This window comes from Pontibacter chitinilyticus, from assembly GCF_039748935.1.
Classification (GTDB): domain Bacteria; phylum Bacteroidota; class Bacteroidia; order Cytophagales; family Hymenobacteraceae; genus Pontibacter; species Pontibacter chitinilyticus.
Genome location: NZ_JBDIZJ010000013.1, coordinates 130,797 through 153,298 on the forward strand (window position 1 = coordinate 130,797; position 22,502 = coordinate 153,298).

The 22,502-nt window shown below is 52.4% G+C and carries 12 protein-coding genes; 7 read left to right on the forward strand and 5 right to left on the reverse strand.

Features of this window, described 5'->3' with window-relative positions; translation table 11 throughout:
• The first annotated feature begins 42 nt into the window (after positions 1 to 42).
• From ABDW72_RS17355 to ABDW72_RS17385, 7 genes are all read left to right on the forward strand, one after another.
• Entirely contained in the window at positions 43 to 3,378 is a 3,336-nt protein-coding gene (locus ABDW72_RS17355; RefSeq protein ID WP_347159866.1) for a SusC/RagA family TonB-linked outer membrane protein, read from the forward strand.
• Positions 3,379 to 3,416: 38 nt separating this feature from the next.
• Entirely contained in the window at positions 3,417 to 4,985 is a 1,569-nt protein-coding gene (locus ABDW72_RS17360) for a SusD/RagB family nutrient-binding outer membrane lipoprotein (RefSeq protein WP_347159867.1), read from the forward strand.
• A gap of 157 nt (positions 4,986 to 5,142) precedes the next feature.
• Positions 5,143 to 6,606 (forward strand): alpha-L-fucosidase, encoded by a 1,464-nt coding sequence (locus ABDW72_RS17365; protein ID WP_347159868.1) that lies wholly within the window; start codon positions 5,143 to 5,145, stop codon positions 6,604 to 6,606.
• A gap of 31 nt (positions 6,607 to 6,637) precedes the next feature.
• Positions 6,638 to 8,122: an alpha-L-fucosidase gene (locus ABDW72_RS17370; RefSeq protein ID WP_347159869.1), complete on the forward strand. Its 1,485-nt coding sequence runs from the start codon at positions 6,638 to 6,640 to the stop codon at positions 8,120 to 8,122.
• A gap of 97 nt (positions 8,123 to 8,219) precedes the next feature.
• Complete coding sequence (locus tag ABDW72_RS17375) at positions 8,220 to 10,109, forward strand: glycoside hydrolase family 35 protein (RefSeq protein ID WP_347159870.1); 1,890 nt, start codon at positions 8,220 to 8,222, stop codon at positions 10,107 to 10,109.
• A gap of 69 nt (positions 10,110 to 10,178) precedes the next feature.
• Complete coding sequence (locus ABDW72_RS17380; protein ID WP_347159871.1) at positions 10,179 to 12,554, forward strand: glycoside hydrolase family 3 N-terminal domain-containing protein; 2,376 nt, start codon at positions 10,179 to 10,181, stop codon at positions 12,552 to 12,554.
• Between the two features lie 14 nt (positions 12,555 to 12,568).
• Positions 12,569 to 13,744 carry a carbohydrate-binding family 9-like protein gene (locus ABDW72_RS17385; RefSeq protein WP_347159872.1) on the forward strand — a complete coding sequence of 392 codons (1,176 nt, stop codon included), beginning with the start codon at positions 12,569 to 12,571 and terminating at the stop codon, positions 13,742 to 13,744.
• A gap of 172 nt (positions 13,745 to 13,916) precedes the next feature.
• Here ABDW72_RS17385 and ABDW72_RS17390 read toward each other — a convergent pair whose 3' ends face one another.
• The 5 genes from ABDW72_RS17390 to ABDW72_RS17410 form a co-directional block, all read right to left on the reverse strand.
• Positions 13,917 to 16,217 (reverse strand): GH92 family glycosyl hydrolase, encoded by a 2,301-nt coding sequence (locus ABDW72_RS17390; protein ID WP_347159873.1) that lies wholly within the window; start codon positions 16,215 to 16,217, stop codon positions 13,917 to 13,919.
• Between the two features lie 87 nt (positions 16,218 to 16,304).
• The gene (locus ABDW72_RS17395; RefSeq protein WP_347159874.1) at positions 16,305 to 17,567 is read right to left on the reverse strand and encodes a hypothetical protein; all 1,263 of its coding nucleotides are present in this window, start codon (positions 17,565 to 17,567) and stop codon (positions 16,305 to 16,307) included.
• A 117-nt stretch (positions 17,568 to 17,684) separates the two neighbouring features.
• Positions 17,685 to 18,977, reverse strand: a complete 1,293-nt coding sequence (locus tag ABDW72_RS17400; protein ID WP_347159875.1) for a sugar MFS transporter — start codon at positions 18,975 to 18,977, stop codon at positions 17,685 to 17,687.
• Positions 18,978 to 19,097: 120 nt separating this feature from the next.
• Complete coding sequence (locus tag ABDW72_RS17405) at positions 19,098 to 21,443, reverse strand: glycoside hydrolase family 20 protein (RefSeq protein ID WP_347159876.1); 2,346 nt, start codon at positions 21,441 to 21,443, stop codon at positions 19,098 to 19,100.
• Positions 21,440 to 22,324: an ROK family protein gene (locus tag ABDW72_RS17410; protein WP_347159877.1), complete on the reverse strand. Its 885-nt coding sequence runs from the start codon at positions 22,322 to 22,324 to the stop codon at positions 21,440 to 21,442. The genes ABDW72_RS17405 and ABDW72_RS17410 overlap by 4 nt, the downstream gene beginning before the upstream one ends.
• Positions 22,325 to 22,502 lie beyond the last annotated feature (178 nt).

Below are 22,502 nucleotides of genomic sequence, written 5' to 3' on the forward strand. Positions count from 1 at the left end.
CCCTGGCTCACCTTTAACTTCATTACCCACAAATAAAAAATTATGAAGAACAGATACAGTGTTATTCTTTTTAGCTTCATGCTGGTGCTCTATAGCCAGATGGCATGGGCGCAGCAACTCATAAAAGGTAAAGTGACAGACGAAAAACAGCAGCCGTTGCCTGGTGTTACTGTTATTCTGAAAGGCACCACCACCGGCACCTCTACCGATGTGGACGGCAACTTTACGCTCCGTGCGCCGGAAAGCGGCGGCACTTTGACGTTTTCGTTTATTGGCTACACCACGCAGAACGTGCCGATCGGGAACCAGTCTGTAATTAATGTAAGCTTGGCACCCGACTCTAAGACTATCAACGAGGTGGTTGTAACTGCTTTAGGCATAAAGAAAGAGCAAAGGGCGCTGGGCTATGCAACAAGTACGGTAAGTGCCAAGGAGATCACGGAAGCCGGTAATACCAACTTCGCTTCTGCGTTGTACGGTAAGGCTGCCGGTGTGAAAATTACCACGGCCCCGGGCGGTGCCACAAGCGGTGTAAACGTGCAGATACGCGGCATCAACTCCCTGAACTATAACACACAGCCACTCTATGTGGTTGACGGGGTGTTGATCCGTAACAACAATGAAAAGGGAGGCGCCGGCGCCAACAACGAAGGCTACTGGAATGACCAGCGGATCAGAGGCAACGGTATTCTGGATATAAACCCAGCCGATATCGAGACGCTGACAGTGCTGAAAGGCGCCAGTGCTACAGCCTTGTATGGCTCGGATGCGGCCAGCGGCGTGATTGTGATCACCACTAAAAAAGGCAATGCCAACGGCGGCCTGGGCGTAGACCTGAACTATACTTACAACGTAGAGAACGTGGCGTTTACGCCAAATTACCAGAACACCTATGGCCCGGGCTATGACCGTGAAACCAACCTGGCTGTCGGAGCTACAGAAGAAGGCTGGATTCCGGTTGACCTGGATGGCGACGGTGTGAAGGAGAGTGTAAGACCTAACTTCCGCGCCTATGGCCAGTTCGGTCCGAGAATGGAAGGCCAGATGGTGCCTTGGTGGGATGGCAGCATGCATGCCTACTCTCCGCAGCCCGACAATTACAAAGACTTTTACCAGACTGGTTACAGCTCTATTCTGAACACGGCGCTTTCCAACAAGAGCGACAAGGTGGCTTACAGGCTCTCGTATACCCGTTACGACTATGAGGGAGTGCAGCGTGGCGGTGAGATGAACCGCAACACCTTTAACCTGAACAGTACAGTAAAGCTTAATGATAAAGTGAGCACCGATGTAGTTGTGAACTATGTGAACAGCTACGTGAAAAACCGCCCGATGCAAATCAACCGCCTTACTGCTTCTTTTGATGGCTTTCTGGCCCGGTCAGAAGATATGTCGGTTTGGCTGAATAAATACCAGACTTCTGAAGGCTATAAGTGGGTGCCCTACAACCAGACGCAGCGAAACCCAGAGGAAGCGCTGGCTTATAACGTTCGGCCGGAGCTGCTGAATTTCTTGTGGAGCCAGCTCAGAAACAAAGAGGAGGAGTATGAAGATCGTTTGATCACCAGCGCCACCTTAAACTACCAGATCGCAAAGAACCTGAGCTTCAGAGGCAGGGTAGGTAACGACTTCACCAGCCGCGCTATTGAGAGCAGACAGTTCAATGAATACCCAATTGCTTTTAACGAAACTAACAGTACCGGCTATTTCGGAACATCTAAAGGGCGTTATACATCAGCTTACGGCGATGCCTTGCTGACATACACCAACAGATTGAATGAGAGCTTTGAGGTAACTGTAAACGGCGGCGTTCAGGGAAGAAAAGAAAAATACATGGATCAGTCTTCCGGAACCAACGGCGGATTGATCACCGAAAACTGGTTTAGTTTGAACAACTCGTTTGGGGTACTTAACACGTCTGCCTCCCGCGCAGAGGTAACCAAGTATGCCTACCTGGGCACTGTAAGCCTCAACTACAAAGACTATTTGTATATTGAAGGAACCGGAAGACAGGAGTATACATCCACACTTCCTCCGGCAAACAACAACTACTTTTATCCTTCTGTAAATGCCGGCTTCGTGTTTACGGATGCCTTCCGGTTACCGCTTTTCCTGAGCTATGGCAAACTGAGAGCTTCTTATGGCGTGGTAGGAAATGCGCCGCCATATTATCAGGCAAACATTACCTACAGCCAAAGCCCACTGCAAACAGTTAACGGCTCTGTGCCTTCGCTGAGTGCACAAGCAACCTATGGCAACGAGCGTTTAAAGGCCGAAAACAAGTATGAATCAGAGGTTGGCCTGGAAGCGAAGATGCTGGAAAACAGATTCGGGTTTGACCTTTCCTACTACAACAGCAGGGTGAAAAACCAGATTCTGGGCTTAACATTGCCAAGCAGCACCGGAGCCAGCTCCAGGATCTCGAACATTGGCGAAATCCATAGCTATGGCTGGGAACTGGCTTTAAATGCGACACCTGTAACCGGCACTTTCAACTGGGACTCGCGCCTGAACTTTGCCTTTAACCGCAGCAAAGTGCAAAGCTTAAATGAAGGCCTGGAGCAACTGGTTTTCTATGATGCAGAGCAAAGTGCTGTGCGCGTTGTAGCGAAAGTTGGCGAAACCATCGGCGACATCTATGTATACCCACGGGCCACAGACGAAAGCGGCAATCTTATTGTTGATGAGAACGGGTTGTATGTGATTGACAAAACCCGGTATGAGAAAGCAGGTAACATTCTGCCGAATGTAGTGGGCGGATTTTCAAATACGGTATCATATAAGGGCTTCGCGCTGGATTTCCTGATTGACTATAGACTGGGCGGGCAAATCGTTTCAACGCCGCTGAAATATGCAAAAGGAGCCGGTATGTTTGAGAATACACTGGAGTACCGGGATGCAGCACATGGCGGCTTAGCTTATTACCTGGATGCCGACAACACCAAGGTGCTGCTGCCAAGCAACACTACTTCCGCACCAAACGGAGGCAAAGTATACCACGATGGTGTGTTGCTGAACGGCGTAACAACAGAGGGACAGCCAAACACAACTGTAATAGATGCGGCCACTTACTACCTCAACACATTTGGCTGGGGAGCCGATGCCTGGAACAAGGAAGGCTCTGTGTACGACAACAGCTACATAAAAATGCGTGAACTGGTGCTGGGCTATAACCTGCCGAAAGAGTTCTCAGACAAGCTGCGCCTGCGCAATGTTCGGGTGTCGCTGGTGGGCAGAAACCTGTTCTACTTCTGGAGAACGCTGGAGAACCTGGATCCTGAAGCACCTATTGGTACGCAGTGGTACAGACAAGGCATAGACGAAGGTTCCAGTGCTGCCACCCGCAGCTATGGTTTCCAGGTGAATGCCAGCTTCTAGTTTAATTGTCGGAGAATCAATACTTAAAAGAACGTAGTATGAAGAAGATATTCATTTATATAGTTTGTGTCTTGGCTTTAGGGGCAGGCTTAACGGCTTGTAAAGATGCCCTGGAAGAAGATTTCTACAACCCTGAGCAAACCACCTCCGCCTCCATTGGTGGATTCTTTACCGAGATGCTCGATAATGCGCGCGTACGGCCCAACTACTGGGAGATCCGCACATTTGCAGTGATGCACACGGCGCTGTATACACAAGCTGTGGCGTTCCTGAACACGAACACACGCTTTCAGCAGAACCCGAGTTATACGCAGAACCGCTGGGATGATTTTTACCGGCCGGGCGGCGATGGGGGTGGCGTAATGGCACACTACAGAGCCATTGAGCGGGCTTACGGCACCATGACTGAGGAGGAAAAGGCAGCAAACGAAGTGTTCCTGCAGGCAGCGCATGTTGTAATGCTGGACCAGGCTTCCGAGATGGTAGACCTGTGGGGAGATATCCCTTTCAGCGAAGCCGGAAGTCTGAACCTGACCGGGGAAGTTGTCAGGCCAAAGTTTGACAAGGCAGCCGATGTTTATGATGCTATTTTAAGCGGATTGAAAGAAGCGTCTGCATACTTTGCTACTGCCCAGACAACAGCTGCTTTCCAGAAACAGGACATTATGCTGAGTGGCAACATTGAGAAGTGGAGACGTTATACAAACTCGCTGCGTCTGCGCCTGCTCATGCGCATCTCTTTTGTAGATGAGGCAAGAGCGCAGCAGGAAATCATGGAGATGCTCAACAACCCGGGAGAATACCCGCTGGTGGATGAGGCACAGTACAACGTATTACTTGCACCCCTTACCAACTACACCGATAACCTGAACAATGCCTTAACAGAGTTAACGAACTATTCGGCACCGGAATACATGCTGGAGGACGTGCTGAAACCAGCTAATGACCCACGCATCCCGGTGCTGTTCGACAAGTATGGCAAAGATGTAGACGGCGTATTTGTTCAGAACAAGGAGTATAAAGGGCTTCCGCAGGACTTAGGTTCTGAAACGCAATCGCAGGAGATCACGAGCTATGCAGTTGTGGATTCCGCTACCTTCCTGTTTAACTCCAACCTGCCCGGCATTGTGATGACGGCAGCAGAAGTTAACTTCCTGAAGGCAGAGGCTTTTGAGCGCTGGGACGGTGGCGATGCAGAGCAGGCATATAAAACAGCCATCACGCAGTCTATCAACTTCTACTATTACCTGAACAACACAAGCTCCAGCACCAGGGTTAAAGAAACGCCACCTACTGAGGCAGAAATCGCTGCATTCCTGCAATCGCCCACAGTTGCCTACACAGGGTCTGAGGAAGAGAAATTAGCAAAGATCTGGATACAGAAATGGGTACATTTTGGTTTCCTGCAGTCTGTGCAAAGCTGGGCCGAGTACCGCAGAACAGGCTACCCGCAGCTGACCTTTACCCCGGCAACCCTGGCAGGGTATGAGCTGCCACCTTCCCGCCTGGTATACCCAGGCAGCGAGTCGGCCTACAACAGCGCCAATTTTGAAGCGGTGCGCGGGCAGGATACGCGAGACACCAAGATCTTCTGGGACGTAAGGTAGAGACTTTCTAAAAAGGAGGTTGCTGGAAAGTCCGGCAACCTCCTTTTCATTTCTGCCCCGCAGGCCCTGATACTCCGACACCACAGGAACGCTTCTGCATCTTGCTTATTCCGACACAATAAACCTCCTGCCATAGTAGACAGTAATTTTCAGACCGATGCGAAAACAAATTATCACCCCTTCTTCTACAGCCCGGGCGCTTGTGCTGTTACTTTTAAGTATGGCAAGCGTACGCCCCGCAGTGGCCCAGCAAAACGTGCACCCGCAATCAACCCAATACGAAGCGCCCACCGACCCGCTGGTAAAGCAGAAGCTGGAAAAGTGGCAGGACCAGAAGTTCGGAATGATCATCCACTGGGGACTGTATGCCGTGCCAGGCATTATAGAGTCGTGGCAGCTGTGTTCTGAAGACTGGATCGAGCGCGATAGTACCATCGCCTACAACGACTATAAAAAGTGGTACTGGGGATTAAAAGATAAGTTTAACCCGGTGGATTTTAACCCGGAGCAGTGGGCGAAAGTGGCCAAAGGAGCGGGTATGCGCTATGTGGTATTTACCACCAAACACCACGACGGCTTTAACATGTTTGACACCAAGCAGTCGGACTTCAAAATTTCGAATGGTCCTTTTGCCGGTAACCCCAGAGCAGATGTGGCCAAGTATGTCTTTGATGCTTTCCGCAAGCAGGACTTCATGATCGGCGCCTACTTTTCTAAACCAGACTGGCATTCCGAATACTATTGGTGGCCCAAGTATGCGACCGCTGACCGCAACAACAACTATGACATCCGCAAGCATCCCTGGCGCTGGGATAAGTATAAACAGTTTACCTATAATCAGATCAGTGAGCTGATGCACAACTACGGCGCAATGGATATTCTGTGGCTGGATGGTGGCTGGGTGCGGCCGCTGGAAACGGTGAATGAGGAGGTGCGCTCCTGGGGCGCCGCTATTCCGAAATGGAGCCAGGACATTGACATGCCACGCATTGCCACCATGGCCCGTGAGGCGCAGCCCGGTTTGCTGATCGTGGACCGTACCGTGCACGGACCCTATGAAAACTACCAGACACCGGAGCAGAAGATTCCGGAGTACAAGCTGGATAACCCTTGGGAGAGCTGCATGACCTTGGCCAACAACTGGGGTTATGTGCCAAATGATACCTATAAATCATCCACAAAAGTGATTCATACCTTGGCCGAGGTAGTTGCCAAAGGAGGCAGCCTTTTGCTCGGCGTTGGCCCGAAGCCGGACGGTACCTTGCCGGCCGAAGCTGTGCAGAAGCTGGCAGAAGTAGGCAAGTGGCTCGACAAAAACGGCGAAGCGATCTACAATACCCGCGCCACCTCGCGCTACCAGGATGGTCAAGTATACTTTACACAAGGCAAGCAAAATCAGAGATACGCGATCGCCTGTATACCTGAAAATGAAACAGTGCCGGCAACAATTGCATGGTCGGGTAACGCTCCCCGGCGTGGAAGCAAAATGAAACTCCTGCAGAACGGCGCAACTGTAAAGTGGAGCCGCGATGGAGACAAGGTGAAAGTATACTTGCCTAAGTCTCTCAAAAAAGCTTCTTACCCTGCGTTAGCCTTTGCTTTTACGCCGGAAGGAGACTAAATTAATCTATCATTTACGAATCAAGCTATACATGATGCATAAACTCGGACAGCTGTTTTGGGCTGCTGCTTTTGCTGCCACTATGTTTTCCTGTTCAGGCAGCAAGCCTTCGGCTTCGGTAGCTGTTGCTCCCCCGGCGCCGGTGCTTCCTGTGCCAACGGAGGCGCAACTGGCCTGGCACGAAATGGAGACAAACGCTTTTATCCACTTTACCACCAACACCTTTACCGATAAGGAGTGGGGCTACGGCGATGAAAGCCCTGCGATTTTTAACCCTACTGCGCTTGATGTAGACCAGTGGATCACCACGCTCAAAGACGCCGGCTTTAAAGGCGTGATCCTCACCAGCAAGCACCACGATGGCTTCAGTTTGTGGCCCAGCAAGTATACGGAGCATTCGGTGAAGAACAGCCCCTATAAAAACGGGCAGGGAGACATTGTGAAAGCCGTTTCTGAAGCTACCAAACGGCACGGCCTGAAGTTTGGCGTTTACCTTTCGCCCTGGGACCGGAACAGGGCAGACTATGGCCAGCCGTCCTACATCGAATATTATCGCAAGCAGCTGAAAGAGATCTTTACCAACTATGGCCCTGTTTTCGAGATGTGGTTTGATGGGGCCAACGGCGGCGATGGGTACTATGGCGGAGCAAAAGAAACCCGCAAAATTGACCGGGCAACATATTACGACTGGCCCACCACGTTGGCAATGGTGCGTGAACTGCAGCCGCAGCCGAAAGTGCTTTTCTTCAGCGATGCCGGCCCGGATATTCGCTGGGTAGGCAACGAAAAAGGCCTTGCCGGCGAAACCAACTGGAACACGATCAGCAACGATACGCTGTATGCTGGTAAAGCCGGTGTGGAAGATCTGCTGGCAACCGGTGCGGAAGATGGCAACAAGTGGATTCCGGCGGAAGTGGATGTTTCTATCCGTCCGGGCTGGTTTTATCATCCCAAAGAGGACTCGCTGGTTAAGACGCCGGAGCAGCTGTTCAACATCTACCTGACGTCTGTAGGGCGCGGCTCCACGCTGCTGCTCAATGTGCCGCCCGACAGGCGCGGCCTCATACATGAACAGGATGTAGCCGCTTTAAAAGGGTGGCGCAAGCTGCTGGATGAAGCCTTTACAACAAACCTGGCGGCGAACGCCAAAGTGAAAGCCAGCTCTTACCGCGGAAGCTCCAAAACCTATGCCGGTGCCAACGTAGCCGATGGCGACAAGGACACTTACTGGGCAACAGATGATGGTGTCACAACGGGCAGCCTGGAAATAGATCTGGGCAAGGTACAACCTGTGAAGTATGTGTTGCTGCAGGAGTATATCAGGCTCGGGCAGCGGGTAGAGTCCTTCACGGTAGATGCCTGGCAAAACAACACCTGGCAACCCGTGGCAAAAGCCACCACCATCGGCTACAAACGCATTCTGAAGCTGGATGAGCCGGTGAATACCGATAAGCTGCGTGTGACGATTACCGCCGCCAAAGCCAGCCCGGTTATCTCCAATGTGGCAGTTTATTAAACCTCTGTTTGACTGTTGCACTTTCAGCTCCTTGTAAAGTATAAGTAAGAGGCGAGAGCAACAGCAGTGGGAACAAAATGACTTACAAAATCAGCCTATGGCTTATCTGAAATGGCGGCTTTTCTGTCCGCTGCTGTGCCTCCTGTGGCTTTCTTCTTTCTGTGCGGAGGCTCAGAAAAAGCATGCTTTCCAAATAAAGAACGGCCAGTTTTTGTATGATGGCAAACCAATGCAGATCCACTCGGGCGAGATGCATTATGCCCGTGTACCGGAAGCATACTGGCACCACCGGTTAAAAATGATGAAGGCGATGGGGCTGAATACCGTGGCCACCTACGTATTCTGGAACTATCATAACATAGCCCCGGGCAAATGGGACTTTAAAACCGGCAACCATGATGTAGCTGCCTTTGTGAAAGCCGCCCAGGAAGAGGGCATGTTTGTGATCCTGCGCCCCGGCCCCTATGCCTGTGCCGAATGGGAGTTTGGTGGATATCCATGGTGGCTGCAGAAAAACAAAGACCTGGTGATCCGGGCAAATAACAAACCGTTCCTCGACTCCTGCAAAGTATACCTCAACAAGCTGGCCGAGCAGGTAAAAGACCTGCAGGTGAGCAAAGGCGGACCCATTATTATGGTGCAGGTTGAGAATGAATTCGGCTCTTACGTGTCGCAGCGGCAGGACATTCCGCTGGAGGAGCACCGCAAGTATAACGCAGCCATCAAACAGCAACTGGCAGAAGCTGGCTTCGAAGGCCCGTTCTTCACTTCCGACGGCACCTGGTTGTTTGAGGGAGGAGCAACAGCGGGAGCACTTCCAACGGCCAACGGAGAAGGAAACGTCGAGAACCTGAAGAAAGCAGTAAATCAGTATCATCACAACGAAGGTCCTTACATGGTAGCAGAGTTTTACCCCGGTTGGCTGGACCATTGGGCAGAGCCGTTCGTGCGCGTGGATGCTGGACAGATCGCCAAGCAGACAGAAACCTATCTGCAAAATGGGGTGAATTTCAACCTGTATATGGTACACGGCGGCACCAACTTCGGCTTTACTTCCGGGGCCAATTACAGTGAAGAGCACGACATCCAACCCGACATCACCAGCTACGACTATGATGCGCCCATCAGCGAGGCCGGTTGGGTTACGCCCACGTATACCGCCATCCGCGACCTGATGAAAAAGTACGTGACGTATCCGATACCTGATGTGCCGGCACCAATACCTGTGATCACGCTTCCTGCTATACCGCTTACCAAAACCGTAGGCCTGTTCGAGTTGAAAAAAGACCTGAAGCCTGTAACGAACGATTCGCCGCTTTCTTTCGAAGACTTAGACCAGGGGCACGGGTATGTGCTGTACAGCAAACGGTTCACGCAGCCGGTACAAGGCAAATTGCAGGTAAAAGGCTTACGGGATTATGCCACCGTGTATGTAAATGGCAAAAAAGTGGGGGAACTCAACCGCCAGGAAAACAAGTATGCACTAGATGTTCAGATTCCCTTCAATGGCACGCTGGAGTTGCTGGTAGAGAACATGGGGCGCATCAACTATGGCGCCGACATCGAGCACAACACCAAAGGCATCATCTCTCCGGTTAGCATCAACGACTATGAGATTACCGGAGGCTGGCAGATGTATAAAATGCCGTTCGGGCAGGTGCCTGACCTCGCCAGGTATACCACCGCTAACCAGCAAGGTAAGCCGACCTTGTATGCCGGAGCTTTTGAGTTGAAGAAAACGGGTGACGTGTTTCTGGATATGCGGGGATGGGGTAAAGGCATTGTATTTGTAAACGGGCATAACCTGGGCCGCTACTGGCATGTAGGTCCCCAGCAAACTTTATACTTACCAGGTTGCTGGCTTCGTAAAGGCAAAAACGAAGTAGTGGTGCTGGAGCAGCAGAACGACGTGCTGCAAAAAGAACTGAAGACGATAGAGAAACCCATTCTGGAAGACTTGCAACCGGCAAAAACCAGTCTAAACTAACAGAGCAGCGGGTAGTGCTATTCGGCTACAGAATCCAAGTATACCAGCTCTTTTACTAACAGGAATCGCATGATCAGATCTATAATTTTCGGGCTTTGCCTTCTATGTGCAACTGCCTATGGGCAGAAAGCAAAGCCTTTGTACAAGCAGGCCAGCGCGCCGGTAGAGGACAGGGTGAAAGACCTAATGGGGCGCATGACGCTGGAGGAGAAGGTGGGGCAACTGTCTACGTTACTGGGATGGGAGATGTATGAGAAGCAGGGGGAAAAAGTAGGTGTCAGCGCGGCGTTTAAAAAAGCTGTGCAGGAGCGGCATATCGGTATGCTGTGGGCAACGCTGCGGGCAGACCCCTGGACTCAGAAGACACTGACAACCGGCTTGAATCCGTACCAGGCGGCGGAGGCAACCAATGCCCTGCAGCAGTATGTGATCGAGCATACGCGCCTGGGTATACCGTTGCTGCTGGCAGAGGAATGTGCGCACGGGCACATGGCCATTGGCACCACCGTTTTCCCTACGTCCATTGGGCAGAGCAGTACCTGGCACCCGGCCCTGATCCAGCAAATGGCCTCCGCAATCGCGACAGAAACCAGCGCACAGGGGGCGCACATCGGGTATGGCCCGGTGCTGGACCTTGCCCGGGAACCGCGGTGGTCGCGTGTGGAGGAGACCTATGGCGAAGATCCGGTGCTGAACAGCCAAATGGGCATCGCGATGGTGAAAGGTTTTCAGGGAGATGATCTGAAAAGTGGGAGGAACATCATCTCTACTCTAAAACACTTTACAGCGTACGGAGTACCGGAGGGCGGCCACAACGGGGGGAGTATCAGCGTGGGGCAACGGGAGCTGTTTCAAAGCTACCTGCCGCCTTTTCAAGCTGCTGTAAAAGCAGGAGCCTTATCTGTGATGACGGCCTATAACTCCATTGATGGCATCCCCTGCACGGCCAACCCCTACTTGTTAACCGACGTGTTGCGGGGGCAGTGGGGTTTCCAAGGCTTTACAGTATCGGATCTGGGGAGCATTTCGGGGTTGGTGGGCAGTCATCATGTAGCCGCTACCCCTGTCGATGCTGCGGCAATGTCGCTAAAGGCGGGGCTTGATGCCGACCTGAGCGGCTATGGCTTTGACAAAAACCTGCTCGAAGCGGTACAGAAAGGGCTTGTTACTGAAGCGCAGGTAGAGCAGGCGGTGAGCCGCGTGCTGCGTCTGAAGTTTGAGTTGGGGCTCTTCGAGAATCCGTACGTCGATCCTAAGAAAGCTGCAAAGGCGGTGAAAAGCCCGGCACACGTACAGCTGGCCCGGCAGGTGGCGCAGGAGTCTGTTATCCTGCTAAAGAACGAAAAGGACCTGCTGCCGCTGCGCAAGAGCCTGAAAAGCATTGCAGTAATTGGCCCCAACGCAGATAACATGTATAACCAACTCGGTGATTACACAGCTCCGCAACCCAAAAGTAATGTTGTGACGGTGCTGGAAGGCATTAAGGCGAAGCTCTCTGCCAACACAAAAATCACTTACGTGAAGGGATGCGCTATCCGTGATACTACAACTGCAGATATACCTGCGGCGGTTGCTGCTGCCCAAAATGCGGATGTGGCTGTGGTGGTGCTGGGTGGTTCCAGCGCCAGGGATTTCAAAACAGAGTACCAGAGCACCGGGGCTGCCTCTGTCACAGCTGCTGAGGCGGGTAAAACGATCAGCGACATGGAGAGCGGCGAAGGCTTCGACCGGGCAACCCTCGGCTTACTGGGCAAGCAGCTGGAACTGCTGCAGGAAGTGGTAAAAACCGGAACGCCGGTGGTGTTGGTGCTGATTGAAGGCAGGCCGCTGAACCTGAACTGGCCGGCAGAACATGTACCTGCTATACTTGATGCCTGGTATCCGGGGCAGGAGGGCGGCAATGCCATTGCCGATGTGCTGTTTGGCGACTATAACCCTGCCGGAAGATTGCCTGTATCCGTTCCCCGGTCTGTCGGGCAGCTGCCGGTATATTATAATGCGAAAGGCCCGGAGAAGCACGATTATGTAGAGATAGCTGCCACGCCGCTTTATCCTTTCGGATATGGGCTGAGCTATACTACGTTTGAGTACAGCCACCTGAACGTAAAGGTTAGCGCACAGGATAGCCTACAGGTTCAGGTATCCTTCCTGCTGAAAAACACTGGTGCACATGCCAGTGACGAGGTGGCACAGCTCTACCTTCGGGATAAGGTGAGCTCTGTAGTAACGCCCCTTAAACAGCTCAAAAAATTCCGGCGGGTTCACCTGAAAGCAGGAGAGCAGCAGGAGATCACCTTTAACCTGGATGCAGACGATCTGAAGCTGCTTAATGCCAACATGCAATGGGTCGTGGAGCCGGGCACTTTCACCGTCAGGGTAGGGGCTTCTTCTGACGACATCCGGCTGACAGCTGAGTTTGAAGTACAAAAGAGTGTCGAGTTGTAATCGTTGCTGCTGCTATGACTGTTTTAAACTTTTTTTGGGATTATTTATACCTCAAGGTGGCAAGAGCAGAAAGGCAACGGGCTTTTTTGTTTCCGTTGCTGCTCCTGCTGGTACTAGGCCCACGATCCGAAAGCAAAGCACAAACTCCTTTTGCCGGATTCGAACAGCTGTTTACAACGCCTCGAAGCTATACAGTGCAGTTTACAGATCACCCGCCTGTTGTTGACGGAGACATAGAAGACGAAGCTTGGCAGGCGGCTGCGTGGAGCGAGAAGTTCACAGACATTGAGGGTTCTAAAAAGCCGGCGCCCGCCCTGGACACCCGGGTTAAAATGCTCTGGAACGACTCCTGCCTTTTTATCGCCGCCCAACTGCAGGAGCCGCATGTATGGGCCAACATCAGAAAGCATGATGCCGTCGTGTTTCACGACAATGATTTTGAAGTATTCATCGATCCGGATAACAACACGCACCAGTACTATGAAATAGAAGTGAATGCCCTTAACACTATTTTCGACCTGTTCATGAACAAGCCCTACCGCAACGGCAGCGGTGCCATGATCGCCTGGAACGTGGATCGGCTGCAGTCGGCGGTGCAGGTGCAGGGTACTTTGAATGATCCGGCAGACACAGACAAAGGCTGGACGGTAGAAATGGCAATTCCTTTTCGCGCGATCAGTATTGGCAATGATACCAAGGTGCCCCGGGAAGGGAGCCTGTGGCGCATTAACTTCTCCCGCGTGGAGTGGGACACGGACATAGCAGACGGAGCCTATCGGAAAACGAAAGATGAGAAGGGGAAAACGCTGGCAGAGCACAATTGGGTATGGTCGCCGCAGGGGGTGATCAACATGCATTACCCGGAACGTTGGGGCTACCTGCAGTTTACGCGCAGCAAGGCCGGAAGTGCAGCAATCGCTATTGCCTTGCCCTATGCCGAAAAGCAAAAACGTTACCTGTGGCTACTCTACTATCAACAGAAAAAGTACTATGCGCAACACGGCCGGTATGCTACCGCGCTAGCTGCGTTGGGATTTAAGAAGGGCGACGTGCTGATCGATGAAAAGCAAAATCACCTGCAACTAGAGGCCGGAAAGCACCAGTTCATGGCCTCAATCCAATGCCCAGGAAGTGCGGTATGGGCCATCAACCAGGACGGACTCATTCAAGTGCTGCAAGAGGCGCCATGAAATCAATGAGAAATTCGGCTAGGAAAGGAGCTCTATACTGCTTGCCTTGTAAAGCGCATCTGCTGTCGTTAAAGAATCAACTTTGTTATTATGGTAGTGACAATGTAAATACAAAAGCCTCCGCAGCGATGAATAGCTGCGGAGGCTTTTGTAAGTATAGCCGGAGGGTGTCCTAGTTATAAACGATTGAGTGCGGCCTGTCTTCCGGAGCAACGCCCCAGGTCGTGCTTGGCGTGTTTCCCATGTCGATGACCATTTCCCCGCCCTGCATCAGGTCTTTGTGCCGGATGTAGGATTTCGTGTAAGGCTTGCCACGGAAGGTGATACTTTGGATATACTTGTTTTCGGCGCTGTTATTTTGGGCGACCAGGTGGAAAACCTTTCCATTACCAAGAGCCAGCGTTGCTTCCTTTACGGCAGGGCTACCGAACACGTAAGCGCCGTTGGCCGGGTTTGCCGGGTAAAAGCCTAAGGTGGAGAACACATACCAGGCCGACATCTGGCCTACGTCCTCGTTGCCGCTGAGGCCGTCCGGCTGGTCGGTGTAGAGGCTATCCAGGATGTAGCGTACTTTGTCAGCTGTCTTCCAGGGCTGTCCCACGTAGGCATAGAGGTATGTGATATGGTGGCTGGGCTCATTGCCGTGGGCATACTGCCCGATCAGGCCTGTGATGTCGCTGGAAGCTTCTTCTCCCATATTTCCTTTCACGATAAAAAGGGAATCTAACTTTTGCGTAAACGCCTTCTCGCCGCCCAGCAGGCTGACTAGCCCTTCTACATCCTGCGGCACCAGCCACGTATACTGCCAGGCATTGCCTTCGGTAAAATCGTCTTTCATGTGGCGTGATACAAACGGGTCAAAAGGCGTACGCCACTCGGTTTTCGACACTCTGCCGCGCATAAAGCGGGTGGAAGGATCGAAATAGTTCTGGTAGTTCTTCGCGCGTTTGCTGAAGTACTGGTAGTCTTCCTCTTTCCCCATCCGCTTGGCCATCTGGGCAATGCACCAGTCGTCAATGGCATACTCCAGGCCTTTTGCTACTGTTTCCACTTCGCTGTCGGCAGGTATAAAACCGAGCTCTTTCACAAATTTCAATCCTCTTTCATCGCGCATGGCAGTAGCTTTCACTGCTTCGTAGGCCAGGTTGGCGTCGAAGCCATCAAAGCCCTTCAGGTAAGCATCGGCCACCACCGGCACCGCACTATAGCCTACCATGGTATTGGTTTCGTTGCCCATCAGGTGCCATACGGGTAGCTTGCCCTGCTGCTGGTAAATTGCCAGCATGGTGTTGATCATGTCGTTCACACGATCGGTCTGCAGGATCGTGAACAGCGGGTTGGCGGCCCGGTAGGTGTCCCAGAGCGAGAAGGTAGTCAGGTTAGTAAAAGGCGCTTTCTGGTGTACCTGCTTATCTGTTCCTAAATAATCGCCGTTGCTGTCGTTAAAGATAGAAGGCGCGATCATGGTATGGTATAAAGCCGTGTAAAACGTGCGTTTCTGCGCTTCGTTATCCGTTTCGATGCGTACTTTTTGGAGCTCTGTGTTCCAGGCTGCATCGGCGTTCGCCGCTATTTCTTCAAAGTTCCAGCGCGGGACTTCCGCTTTTATGTTGCCGAGTGCATTGACAATACTGACAGGTGATATGCCTACTTTCAGCTGTATCTTTTCGCCTTTCTGCGTGGCGAATTGCGCTACGCCTTTTACTCTTTGTCCTTTAAGCGAAGTGCCTGTCGCCAAAACCGAATCCTGGTAGACTGCGAAGTGCTGCATCGGTTTAGAAAAAATAGCGGCGAAGTATAGACGCTGGTCCGGGGCCCAACCTTTGGAGTAACGGTAGCCGGTAAGCATGGTGTCGTTTACCTGCTCGATGTAAGTTTCTGTGGCCAGATCCCAGCCTATCCCTTCTTTCAAATCAAACACAATGTTTGCCTCCTCCGCCTTCGGGAAGGTATACTGATGAAAGCCCACGCGGGGCGTGGCGGTCAGTTCTGCTTTTATATCGTAGCGCTTCAGGCGCACGGCATAATAGCCTGGCCGGGCAGTTTCTTCCTTATGCGAAAAAAGCGAAAAGTAACCCGGATTTTTCAGCGTTCCTTTCTTCACGATTGCAGGACCCGTTGTCGGCATCACCGATATGTCACCCAGGTCGCCAATGCCGGTGCCGCTCAGGTGCGTGTGCGAAAAGCCGATGATCGTAGAGTCGGAGTAGTGGTAGCCGGAGCACCAGTCCCAGCCTTCGGAGATGTTGGTAGGGCCCAGTTGAACGGCACCAAAGGGAACGTTGGCGCCCATAAACACATGCCCGTGAAAGCCGGTGCCAATGTATGGATCGACGTATTGGGTCAGGTGAAGAGCGCTGCTGTCAGCTACGGTTTCGCCTTCTTCCTGTATGCGCTGGCATCCGGCTAGTAAGCTCGTGCCAAGTATAACGACTGTAAGCGTGGTGCGGAACAGTTGATTTGTATTGTTCATGTGGGTGCTAAATTTTGCTTGTATAGAGGGATGCGGATAACAGAAACTTTTAGTTAGATGCTATCATTCATCGTGTGTCAGGAATTGCTAGTTGGCAAGCTCTGATGCGTTGGAAGTAGCGGCCACCTTCCCGTTCACGAGCATGATCTCTGAAGAGAAAACCAGCCCCGGGTCTTTCCGTTCTTCAAGCGTTTGATGCATGAGACGCAGTTTTCGCTTCAGCTTTCCTTTAAAAACAGAACGGCCCAGGTAAGTGACCGTAACAGGTTTGTTCAGATTCACCATCTGATCGTTGAGGCGGATGTAAAGGGTGTCGCTATCGTTCCGGGTGATATTAATCGTGTTGTCTTTGTAAGCGGCTACAACAACGTTGTCTGTTTTTGCGCTTGAGGCAGGCACTGCCAGCCAGTAGAAGCTGGTATGGTGCACATCGTCCTGTTTCCATACTACTTTAGCCGGCACAGGATTTCTTCTGAAAGCGGCCATCCAGGGCACGGCGACACTATCTTCCCTGTTCATCCAGTGGGCGCGCCCGGTATGCAGTTGCACGAAGTATTTGTAACCTTCGGGGTCCTGCTGTTGCAGGCTGTCGAGCAGCAGGCTCCACTTTTGGGCTACGGCATTCCGGTTAAACCCATCATCCAAAGCGCCCACATGAATAGTAAAGCCAATGTTGCGCAGGTTTACGGGCGAGGCCTCGTTCGGGTGACCGGCCATCATGGCAGCTGCTGCCCAGTGGTCGGCCATGCGCGGCGCCAGCTGGTACACCCCGTCTCCACCGGCAGAATAGCCCATCAGGTATACTTTGTTTGGGTTCACGCCTTCAAACACTATGGCCGCTTCTATCAGTTTATCGAATAAAGTGTCGATGTGCGATTGATGCCACAGGTCCCAGGTATCGGTAGGAGCGCGTGGAGCTACATACACTCCTTCGGCAGGTGTATAGAGTCGGATCTGGTTTTCCCACTGCTGGTCGTTTACCTCAGGCGAAGCGTTTCCACCGCCATGCATCGAGATGTAGAGGCTGCGGCCGTCGGCAGGCTGCTCGCCAAACACTTTATACTTAAACTTCAGGGTATGGCTGCCGGCTTGAAAGGCTTTGTTTTGCCATTCCTGTGCCAGCGCTGCTTTTAGTTGCTGCCTGCTGTCCTGCCACAAGATCTGGGTAGCCTCGGCCGCTTCTTTTTCGGAGAGTACCGCATCCGCAAAAGGCTGCTCCCGGAAAGCACCCCGGCTTTTAGCATCTTTAGCTGCCCAGGCTTTCAGTTCTTTCAGATGTTGCGCTGAAGCAAAAAGCGGCAGCCAGAGCAGCAGTATAATAAGGCAGGCTTTGCTAAAACTGTTTTTCATGCTGATTGTATTAGAGGATCAAAGCGCTGCCAGCACCCGATAGAAAGCTTTTAACTATGCCACCCTTCCGGGCCGAAGTATAACTGCCATGTGGCAGCGCCCGAATGCAATAGCGGACTATTTTCGTATGGTATGGCCTTTGGCGGAGTAAAACCAGATGAACAGGTAGCAGGGTACCATAATCCAGTAAGCCTGCTGCGCGTTAAACATATCAACCAGCGAGCCATAGATGAGCGGAATCACAGCGCCACCCGCAATACCCATGATCAGGAGCGAAGAGCCGATCTTGGTGAAGCGCCCTAAGTCGGCAATAGCCAGCGGCCAGATAGCAGGCCACATCAGCGAGTTGGCAAGGCCCAGCAGCGAGATGAACAGCACCGACGTATAGCCCTCGGTAAAGAGCGCGCCCAAAGCAAACACCACGCCCAGCACCGCCGATACCTGTAAAGCCTTTTCCTGGCGGATATACTTCGGAATAGCGACGATGCCCACGAGGTAGCCTACAATCATCGCCCCGAGGGTGAAGGAGGTAAAGAACTTGGCCGTTGACAAGGCAATACCCTGCGAGGCGCCATAGCTGATGATGGTGTCTCCGGCCATTACTTCCACGCCCACATACAGGAACATGGTAATCATGCCCAGCAACAGGTGCGGGAACTGGAAAATACTGGTCTTATTGGTGTTGGCGGCCGCCACCGCTTCGTCTTCCTCATCAGTGTCCACTTCCGGTAATGAAGAAAAGTAGATCAGTACGGCAAGTAAAACCAGCACGCCCATCACCACCAGGTAAGGCGTTACCAGGCGCGAGGCCAGAGCATCCAGCGCTGTTGCCTTATCCACCGCACTCATATTTTCCAGGCCTTTCACCAGATCGTCCGCACCGTTCAACAGGATGGCTCCGAGTACGATAGGCGCAATAACACCGGCTACTTTGTTGCAGATGCCCATCACACTGATGCGTTTGGCCGCACTCTCGCGGGGACCAAGTATGGTAATGTAGGGGTTAGAGGCGGTTTGCAGCACAGCCAGGCCGGTGCCCTGCACAAAAAGCCCAATCAGGAACAGCAGGTAAGTGCGGTTCTGAGCAGCCGGAATGAACAGCAAAGCGCCCACAGCCATAATCAGGAGCCCTACGGACATGCCTTTTTTAAAGCCAGTCAGTTTCAGCACCCAGGCGGAGGGGATCGCCATCACCAGGTAAGAAATGTAAAATGCAAAGGTCACCAGGTACGACTCAAAGTTGGTGAGTTCACAGGCGATCCGAAGGTACGGAATCAGCACGGAGTTCAGCCAGGTAACGGAGCCGAAGATAAAGAACAAGGCACCAATGATGATGATCGGCCTTGTCTGCTGCTTCTGGCTTGCTGCTGGAACTGCCTGACGCTGTGTGGTGGAAGCTATGCGTGTCATATGTTACGTTTTGGAGCGATAAAGTGGCTTGTTGCCAGGGATATAAATAGCTGTTTTTTGCGGCCGCACAAGTATAACGGGCACTAATTTATACTTGTGCGGCGCGGTATTTTTGTTGTGTTACTCTACGGTTATCTCATCGGCAAACACCCAAGTATTGCCGGCTGGCTCACCGGCCTTTTGCGGCGCAGCTTTCCTGTTTCGGGCCGTTACTTTGATATACCTGGCGTTTGTTACCGGTATTTCCGCTGTTACGGCCTCCCGGAAAGTTGACGGTCTTTCTGCCCCAATCACAGGCGTGATAACCTTGACAGTGGTGAATTTTTTACCATCTTCAGACACAGCATACTCCACTGCCGATGGGAATAATATCTGCGACCGGGCACTTTGCAGGTAAGAACTGCTCAGCCTGGAAATAGGCGTTATTTTTTGCAGGTCGATCACTGCCTCCAGGTCATCTCCCTGAAAGCCGAGCCAGTTTCCATCGGTGTGGTTTTCGGAGCCCGATAAGCCATCTACCAGCGTGGCAGGTCCGGAAGCAGTATAGTTACGGTTTGCTGGTTTCGTGAGCTTCACAGCGTGTGCAAAAGCTTTGCTTGCCTCTACGGTCGTGGCGCTTACCTTGCCTGCCAGTTCCCCATTCTCAAAAGAGCCGGCGCGGATTACAACTGAGCGATCAACAGGAAAAGGTGCGGTATATGGGCGGGAAGCAGCTGTGGGCACAGAGCCGTCCAGGGTATAGTATAGCTGGGTGCCTGCGGCATCGGTCTCAAATTTTACGATGTCCACTTTTTGCAGCGTGTCCGGTATTACCTGCTGGCGTACGTTAAAGGCGCTGCGGGCATAGTTAGCGCCCAGTGCATCGTAGCGCTTGTACTGCTGTTGCATGCGTTGTTTAAAGTCGTCCCAGTTCTTTTTGGCAGCAGGGGTCCAGAGCACTTCTGACAGAGCGGCCATACGCGGCAGCACCATGTATTCTACCTGCGCTTCTGTGGGAATATACTCGGTCCAGACGTTAGCCTGTGCGCCTAAAATATACTTTGCTTCTTCGGGCGACAGTTCGGCAGGGGTGGGCTCAAAGGAATATACTTTCTGTAAAGTTGTATAACCGCCAATCGCCAGCGGCTCCAGGCTCGGGTCTCCCTGGTAATGGTCGAAGTATACGTGCGAGCCCGGCGTCATCACCACATAATGATGTTGCTTGGCAGCGGCAATGCCACCCTCAATGCCTCGCCACGACATCACATCGGCATTTGGGGCCAGGCCGCCTTCCAGAATCTCATCCCAGCCAATGATCTTACGACCTTTGGAGTTCAGGAACTTCTCGATGCGCTGGATAAAGTAGCTTTGCAATTCGTGCTCGTCCTTCAGACCTTCCGCCGCGATACGTGCCTGGCATTTCGGGCACTCCTTCCAGCGCTCCTTCGGCGACTCATCCCCACCAATGTGGATCACTTTACTTGGGAAGAGGTCCATCACCTCTGTCAACACATTTTCCAGAAACTGAAACGTCTGCTCGTTGCCGGCGCAGAACACGTCCTTAAATACGCCCCAGGATTGTGCCACCTCAAAGGGGCCGCCGGTGCAGGAGAGTTGCGGATAAGTGGTGAGCGCCGCCAGCGCATGGCCCGGCATTTCTATCTCCGGCACCACAGTTATATACCGGTCCTGCGCATACTTCACCACGTCGCGTATCTCGTCCTGGGTATAAAAGCCGCCGTAGCGGATGCTGTCGTTGCCGTTGCCGGGGGCGTGGCCGATGATGGTGCCATTGCGGTAAGCGCCTTTCTCCGTCAGCTCCGGATATTTTTTGATCTCAATCCGCCAGCCCTGGTCGTCGGTCAGGTGCCAGTGGAAGGTGTTCATTTTGTGCAGCGCCAGGTAGTCGATGTACTTTTTAACGAAGTCTACCGGGAAGAAATGGCGGCTGACATCCAGGTGCATGCCCCGCCAGGCGTAGCGCGGCTTGTCTGCAATCTCCAGCGCCGGAATGCTAATAGCTGCAACTCGGGCTTGTGCCGGCAGCAGTTGCCGGATGGTCTGGGTACCCAGGAAAACGCCCTGTGGCTTATTTGCCCGGAGCGTAATGCGGGCGGGAGCAACAGACAAAGTATAGCCTTCGTCCCCTAAGGAATCCACCGCCTCTTTTTGCGTCAGCAGGATGATGTTTTTATACTTGTTTTTTACTTTTTTGGAGCTTACCTGCAGCTGTAAACCTGTGGCGTTCTTGATAACTTCTGCCAGCTGTTGCCCGATCTTCTGAAGCTCCTCGTTTTTCGGATCGACATAGATCTTGGTTTCAGCATTGAGCCGGAAAGTGCCGGTTTGTGGCTGTAGGCTAAGTGGTTTCGGAATAAGAGCGATGGTTGGCTGTGCTGTGTTTGCCTGGCCGTAAGCAGGAGCTAATGCCGTAAATGCAACCAGGATGCCTGCTAAAAGTAGCAGCAGATTCTGACCTGTTCTCATGAGAATGCTTTATGGGGTTGGGGATTATTAACATTTTTCATTTCAAAGAGCGCAGCTGCCCCAAGTATGGCGGCATTCTCGATCTCGGAAGGCGCTACCAGAAAACGGGCTAACACCGGTTTAAACGGGAATGCGGCTATACTTGTCTGCATGCTTTCTTCAAAAAGCGTATAGCAGCTGCTGATGGAGCCGCCCAGAAACACGGCCTCTGGCGACAGCAGATAAAGTATAACTTTGATGGCACTGCCCAGGTGATACCCATATTGGCTGAATGCCTCCAGCGCGTGCGCGTCGCCCTGCTCAGCCAGGCGCTGTGCCTCGTGCCCCGTAATGCCGAATTGCTGCGAGAAGAATTTTCCGCTGCAGTAATCCTCCAGTGTTTGGTCCAGGTATGGAACGCCGCCGATCTCTCCTGCACTCGAAAGGGTGCCCGAATGCAGCTTGCCGTCGATGATAACGCCGGAGCCCAGGCCGCTTCCCAGCGTGAGGCCCACCACGTTGCGGTAGTCACGGGCTTTGCCGTACAGCTTCTCGCCCAGCACAAAACTGTTGGCATCGTTGGTTAGGTATACCGGCTTCTGAAAATGCCGCTCCAAGTCTCGTTTCAGGTGTACTTCCTGCCACGAAGGTATGTTCTGTACCCCCAGTACAACACCTCGCTGTTCGTCCACCAGGCCGGGTACGCCTATGCCAAAACCTAAAGTGTCGGTATGGCCCAGCTGCTCTATACCCGCCACTATTTCCCGGATGATCTGTTCTTTCGGGGCAGCAGCTGAAGTCGGCAACTTAACCTCTTCCAGAATATTCCCATCCTGAACAATCCCCATTTGGATTTTGGTAGCTCCAATGTCAATTCCTATTATCTTTTGGTGATGCTGCATCTTTATCTTAATTGTATAGCGCGCCTGCTTTCATTTTATACTTGAGGGTCTGGATTACAGTGCCACAAGTGTAAGTATGAAGTATACTTTAGTTAAAGGCTAGTTTCTGTTACTCGAACTTGTAGCGCACGAAGGCTTCCATGGCCTCGTACTCCGCCAGTCCGAGGCTGTCGTACGC